This window comes from Candidatus Erwinia dacicola, from assembly GCF_001756855.1.
Lineage (GTDB): Bacteria > Pseudomonadota > Gammaproteobacteria > Enterobacterales > Enterobacteriaceae > Erwinia > Erwinia dacicola.
Genome location: NZ_MAYS01000494.1, coordinates 1 through 5,284, shown reverse-complemented (window position 1 = coordinate 5,284; position 5,284 = coordinate 1). Strand labels below are relative to the sequence as shown.

General features: G+C 54.0%; 5 protein-coding genes and 1 pseudogene. 4 read left to right on the top strand and 2 right to left on the bottom strand.

Annotated elements, in window-relative coordinates:
- Positions 1–389: 389 nt before the first annotated feature.
- On the top strand, positions 390–650 hold the full coding sequence (locus BBW68_RS12855; protein ID WP_070135665.1) for a hypothetical protein: 261 nt from the start codon (positions 390–392) through the stop codon (positions 648–650).
- 114 nt (positions 651–764) lie between these two features.
- On the opposite strand, the gene suhB is transcribed toward BBW68_RS12855, so the two are convergent.
- The gene (gene suhB / locus BBW68_RS12850; RefSeq protein ID WP_070135664.1) at positions 765–1,568 is read right to left on the bottom strand and encodes an inositol-1-monophosphatase; all 804 of its coding nucleotides are present in this window, start codon (positions 1,566–1,568) and stop codon (positions 765–767) included.
- Between the two features lie 152 nt (positions 1,569–1,720).
- Here suhB and trmJ point away from each other — a divergent pair, with 152 nt between their 5' ends.
- From trmJ to BBW68_RS12835, 3 genes are all read left to right on the top strand, one after another.
- Positions 1,721–2,446, top strand: coding sequence for a tRNA (cytosine(32)/uridine(32)-2'-O)-methyltransferase TrmJ (trmJ, locus tag BBW68_RS12845; protein WP_070135663.1), 726 nt, complete (start codon positions 1,721–1,723; stop codon positions 2,444–2,446).
- 168 nt (positions 2,447–2,614) lie between these two features.
- Positions 2,615–3,112: a Fe-S cluster assembly transcriptional regulator IscR gene (gene iscR, locus BBW68_RS12840; protein ID WP_070135662.1), complete on the top strand. Its 498-nt coding sequence runs from the start codon at positions 2,615–2,617 to the stop codon at positions 3,110–3,112.
- Positions 3,113–3,249: 137 nt separating this feature from the next.
- Positions 3,250–4,443: an IscS subfamily cysteine desulfurase gene (locus BBW68_RS12835; protein ID WP_070135661.1), complete on the top strand. Its 1,194-nt coding sequence runs from the start codon at positions 3,250–3,252 to the stop codon at positions 4,441–4,443.
- Positions 4,444–5,047: 604 nt separating this feature from the next.
- On the opposite strand, the pseudogene BBW68_RS12830 reads toward BBW68_RS12835, so the two are convergent.
- Positions 5,048–5,256, bottom strand: a pseudogene (locus BBW68_RS12830) (exonuclease); the annotation flags it as partial.
- Positions 5,257–5,284 lie beyond the last annotated feature (28 nt).

Below are 5,284 nucleotides of genomic sequence, written 5' to 3'. Positions count from 1 at the left end.
ACGCCACGCTGGGCTTCAAAACTGAAAACCAGCCTGCAGCTGACTCTGGCAACCGCGGTGGTACAGGGGGCGATGGCGATCCTGCTGGTCACGGTGATGCTGGTGGTGCTGCAACTCTCCTCGCACCAGCCGCATCTCAGCAGCTACTGGCTGGAGAAGGGCAGTAGCTGCTGAGATGCGGGTTGGGCTTATGGCTGTGCTGGCGCGCAGGTAAAAAGTTATGGGCCGCGCTGAAGCCAGAAAGGAGACAGAAAGGAGAGGGCTAGCATCACGCGTATTGTCACGGCCGATCAAGTGAGCAGTGCGACTGCAGCCATCAGCACGTGCCGGATAGCGCGATGCTGGCGTAGGCGCTGGGCTGGAAAACCAAAGCGGCGGTGGTGCTGTCGATGGGGTTGCGCCCGTGTTCCGGGGCGATCAAGATGCTGCTGTTTGCCAAGGTGATTGGGGTCTATGCTTGGGGGGTGTTATCGGCTATCGTGATGGCGCTGGTGGTGCAGATGTCACACGCGCGGGCGCTGCGTCTGAGCAAAGGCTCTTCCGCACAGGGATGGCTGACGGTGGCAGTCAATTCGCTCGCACTGATGGAAGGGGGACTGCTGGTCATGCTAGTGATGTCCGGCGGTATTCGCCCGATGTTTCTACGCTGATTCGCCATTAAAAAAGGGTTGACCAGAAAAACGGTCAACCCCTACAGAGAGCATTGTAGGGTCCGATCATTTTTTCGATCGGCCCGTTCAGAAATGCCCGGGCAACGATAGCAATTAACGCTTCAGTGCTTCGCTCAGTTCGTCGCGCATATTCGCCAGCATCGCTTTTACAACGCGCGGATTGCCCGCTACGATGTTGCCGGACAGCATATAACCGTGCCCGCCGCTGAAATCAGTCACTAGGCTGCCCGCTTCACGTACCAGCAATTCACCGGCAGCGAAATCCCACGGCTTCAGGCCAATCTCGAAGTAACCATCCACGCGGCCAGCGGCAACGTAGGCGAGTTCCAGCGCAGCTGAACCGGTGCGACGGAAGTCTGCACACTGGGTGAACAGTTTGCCAACAATGTTGATGTAAGGAGTCGCGTGCTGCTTCAGCTTGAACGGGAAACCGGTCGCCAAGATGGTGCCATCCAGATCGCGAGCGCTGCAGCCGCGCAGACGGTAGCCGTTGAGCTGAGCGCCCTGACCGCGCACGGCGCTGAACAGTTCATTACGCATTGGGTCGTAAACTACGGCGACTTCGGTGCGGCCTTTGATGCGCACGGCGATAGAAACACAGAAGTGTGGCAGGCGTTTGATGTAGTTGGTGGTGCTATCCAGTGGATCGATAACCCATTGTACATCCTGGTCTTCGTCCAGCAGTTCACCGCTCTCTTCTGAGATGATGGTGTGCTGTGGGTAAGATTTGCGGATCACATCAATAATCTGGCGTTCTGCTTCACGGTCAACATTTGTCACGAAGTCGTTGCTGCCCTTCTGGGTGGCTTCGACGGAGTCCGGGATTTCATAGTGCTTAGCAATTACGTTTCCGGCCTTGCGCGCAGCGCGCACGGCAATATTGAGCATTGGATGCATATAAGTTTCATCTCACTGGATGTTAAAGAATGGCATATCATTTAATCTGATATAAAATGGCGCGCACTATAGCAGGGCATAACGGCAAATGTCCTGAAAATATGTTAACATATTTAAATTATCTCTCAGACCGCGAGCAGCCCCCAATCCTTATGCTACAAAATATCCGAATTGTGCTGGTAGAAACCTCTCACACCGGCAACATGGGTTCTGTAGCCCGTGCCATGAAAACCATGGGCTTAACCAAACTTTATCTGGTCAACCCGCTGGTAAAACCGGACTCGCAGGCCGTTGCGCTCGCCGCCGGTGCCAGCGATGTGATTGGCGACGCCAAAATTGTTGATACCTTTGATGAAGCCATCGCCGGCTGTAGCCTAGTCGTCGGCACCAGCGCCCGTTCGCGTTCGCTGCCGTGGCCTATGCTTGACCCGCGTGAGTGCGGGCTGAAAAGCGTCGCTGAGGGCCAGCAGGCGCTGGTTGCGCTGGTGTTTGGCCGCGAACGCATCGGGCTGACCAATGAAGAGCTGCAGAAGTGTCATTACCACGTAGCGATTGCCGCGAACCCTGACTACAGCTCGCTCAATCTGGCGATGGCCGTGCAGGTTATCACCTATGAAGTGCGCATGACGTACCTGCAGTCACTGGAGATGGAGCAGACCGACGTCGTCGAGTCGCCATATCCGCTGGTCGATGACCTTGAGCGCTTCTATCAGCATATGGAAAAGATGATGATCGGCAGCGGCTTTATCCGTGAAGCCAGCCCGGGACAGGCGATGAGCAAAATGCGCCATCTGTTTACCCGCGCCCGCCCGGAGCGTGACGAGCTGAATATCCTGCGCGGAATGCTCTCATCCATCGAGAAGAAGAAGGGCGAGTAAGGGTATATTGGCGATTAAAATAACAGTATAATACTTGACTGAATCACTTAATTAAATAGTTGAGTATTTTAGTAGGTTTAATACTTGACCAATTTACTCAGAAATGTCAGACTTACGTCCATATTTTGTTAGCGCCCATCTAGGGTTACAACCGAGGTCGTTTATGCCATGAGACTGACATCCAAAGGCCGTTATGCTGTTACCGCTATGCTCGACGTTGCACTGCACTCTCACGAAGGTCCGGTGCCTTTAGCGGATATTTCAGAGCGTCAGGGCATCTCCCTATCTTATCTTGAGCAGCTGTTCTCCCGTCTGCGCAAGAACGGTCTGGTGGCAAGCGTACGTGGTCCGGGTGGTGGTTATCTGCTGGGTAAAGCCTCCGATGCTATCGCTGTGGGTGCGGTGATCACCGCCGTTGACGAATCGGTTGATGCCACCAAGTGCCAGGGTAAAGAAGGCTGCCAGGGCGGCGAACTCTGCCTGACTCACGTCCTGTGGCGTGACCTGAGCGAGCGCATCAGCGATTTCCTCAACAACATTACGCTGGCTGAACTGGTTAACAACAAGGAAATCCTAGACGTGGCTGACCGCCAAAACAGCAATGAAATCCATCGTGCGCCAAATGGCCGCATGCAGGAAACAATTAACGTCAATCTGCACGCCTGATTACAGCCCGGGTGAGGTATTACCTCGCCACCGGCGATTAATAAAAAGCCTGCCGGGCCTTTTATTAATTTCTGCAGCCGTCAGAATTTCAGGGCGCAGCAGGACGGAGACCACAACCTCCCGGAGCCTAATCAGCAATGAAATTACCGATCTATCTGGATTATTCTGCCACCACGCCAGCCGATCCCCGCGTGGCGACCCAAATGATGCAGTTCCTGACAATGGACGGCACCTTCGGCAATCCGGCTTCCCGTTCACACCGTTTTGGCTGGCAGTCGGAAGAAGCGGTGGATATCGCCCGTAACCAGATTGCTGAGCTGGTTGGCGCTAACCCGCGTGAAATCGTCTTTACCTCCGGCGCTACGGAAGCCAACAACCTTGCAATTAAAGGCGCTGCCACCTTCCATCAGGAAAAAGGCCGCCACATCGTCACCTGCTCAACGGAACATAAAGCCGTACTTGATACCTGCGCACAGTTGGAGCGTGAAGGCTTCAGCGTGACCTATCTCGACCCGCAGGGCGATGGCAAATTGGATCTTAAACAGCTGCAGACTGCCCTGCGCGATGACACTGTGCTGGTGTCGATCATGCACGTGAATAACGAGATCGGAGTGGTGCAGGATATCGCCACCATTGGCGATCTGTGCCGCGAGCGCGGGATTATCTTCCACGTTGATGCCACCCAGAGCGTTGGTAAGCTGCCGATCGTTCTCAGCCAGCTGAACGTCGATCTGATGTCGTTTTCTGCCCATAAGATCTACGGCCCAAAAGGTATCGGCGCGCTGTACGTTAGCCGCAAGCCGCACGTGCGTCTCGAAGCGCAGATCCACGGTGGCGGGCACGAGCGCGGCATGCGTTCCGGAACGCTGCCGGTGCACCAGATTGTCGGCATGGGCGAAGCCTATCGCATTGCCAGAGAAGAGATGAGCGTTGAGATGGCGCGCCTCAGCTCACTGCGCAGCCGCCTATGGATCGGGCTGAACAGCATTGAGCAGGTGCAGCTCAACGGCTCGCTGGAGCACGGCGCGGCCAATATTCTTAACGTCGGCTTCCGCTACGTTGACGGCGAGTCGCTGATCATGGTGCTGAAAGATCTGGCGGTATCGACCGGTTCGGCCTGCACCTCCGCCAGCATGGAACCCTCTTACGTGCTGCGTGCAATTGGTCTGGACGACGAACTTGCGCACAGCTCCATCCGCTTCTCCCTTGGCCGCTTCACCACCGAAGAAGAAGTGGATTACGCTATTGCGCTGGTGCAGAAGTCTGTCGCCCGCCTGCGTGAGCTGTCGCCGGAGTGGAAAGTCTTTAAAACCAACGACGGTGTCGCGTAGAGCAGCTAAACTGACTTTATTGTGACGCAGAGAGTGGTCCGAAAATTTTCTGGCACGTTTTGCATTGGTGCAGCCGCTCAGAGCACCTCACGAAAACATCCCTGACATATTTCTGTTTATCCGGCGTTAAGCGGTAATAAGAGTTTAAGGTGCGCTATTTTATCTTTATATTACATTAACTTATGAGAGATATCTTATTCACGGCAGACTCTTCTTCTTGTCCGTGTGTCAAGAATGTGACAGCGCCGCTAAATCTGCTTAAATATTCGCCACTAAGGCGTGATGAGCGCCCGGATTAACTGGTCCAGTTTTGCATAGTAGCCAAGATGTACCTTTATCTGCTGGCCTCTGTTATCACCCTAGGCAACAACGCGCAGCTCAGAAAGGATGAAGTCGTGTGCGCCGCCTTCAATGAAGAAATGGTCGTCGATTGTGATTTTCATTGGGATTTCTCCGTAATTTGGGCGTAAAAAAAACCACCGCTTGGTGGCTCATATTTCTTTAATGCAAAGGGCAATACCTATCAGCATTCCGACTTGCCGCAGTAATCACACTTCAATGTCAATGTCATATCTCTATCCCGCCGACCGTAGTCAGCCCTAAATTATTTCCACTGGCCGCCGAACTCGAAGCCTATTCCAGCGAGTGAAAGGTCTATTTTTTTAATAAACTCCGGTACGATTTCCTGAAAGTCGAAAATGTATTTTTCGTCGCGTTCAACGATGATGTGATGAATGCCTTCAGGCTTCATGTGTGGGTCATAGTTCGCGAAGTACCATGCATCCTTACCCGTTCCCACATGCTGTATTGCACCTAGGCCACGTTGAGCGCATGCTCGCCT

Bases quoted from the DNA above. Each gene is read 5' to 3' on its own strand.
- BBW68_RS12855 (WP_070135665.1), top strand. From the start codon at position 390: ATGGGGTTGCGCCCGTGTTCCGGGGCGATCAAGATGCTGCTGTTTGCC.
- suhB (WP_070135664.1), bottom strand. From the start codon at position 1,568: ATGCATCCAATGCTCAATATTGCCGTGCGCGCTGCGCGCAAGGCCGGA.
- trmJ (WP_070135663.1), top strand. From the start codon at position 1,721: ATGCTACAAAATATCCGAATTGTGCTGGTAGAAACCTCTCACACCGGC.
- iscR (WP_070135662.1), top strand. From the start codon at position 2,615: ATGAGACTGACATCCAAAGGCCGTTATGCTGTTACCGCTATGCTCGAC.
- BBW68_RS12835 (WP_070135661.1), top strand. From the start codon at position 3,250: ATGAAATTACCGATCTATCTGGATTATTCTGCCACCACGCCAGCCGAT.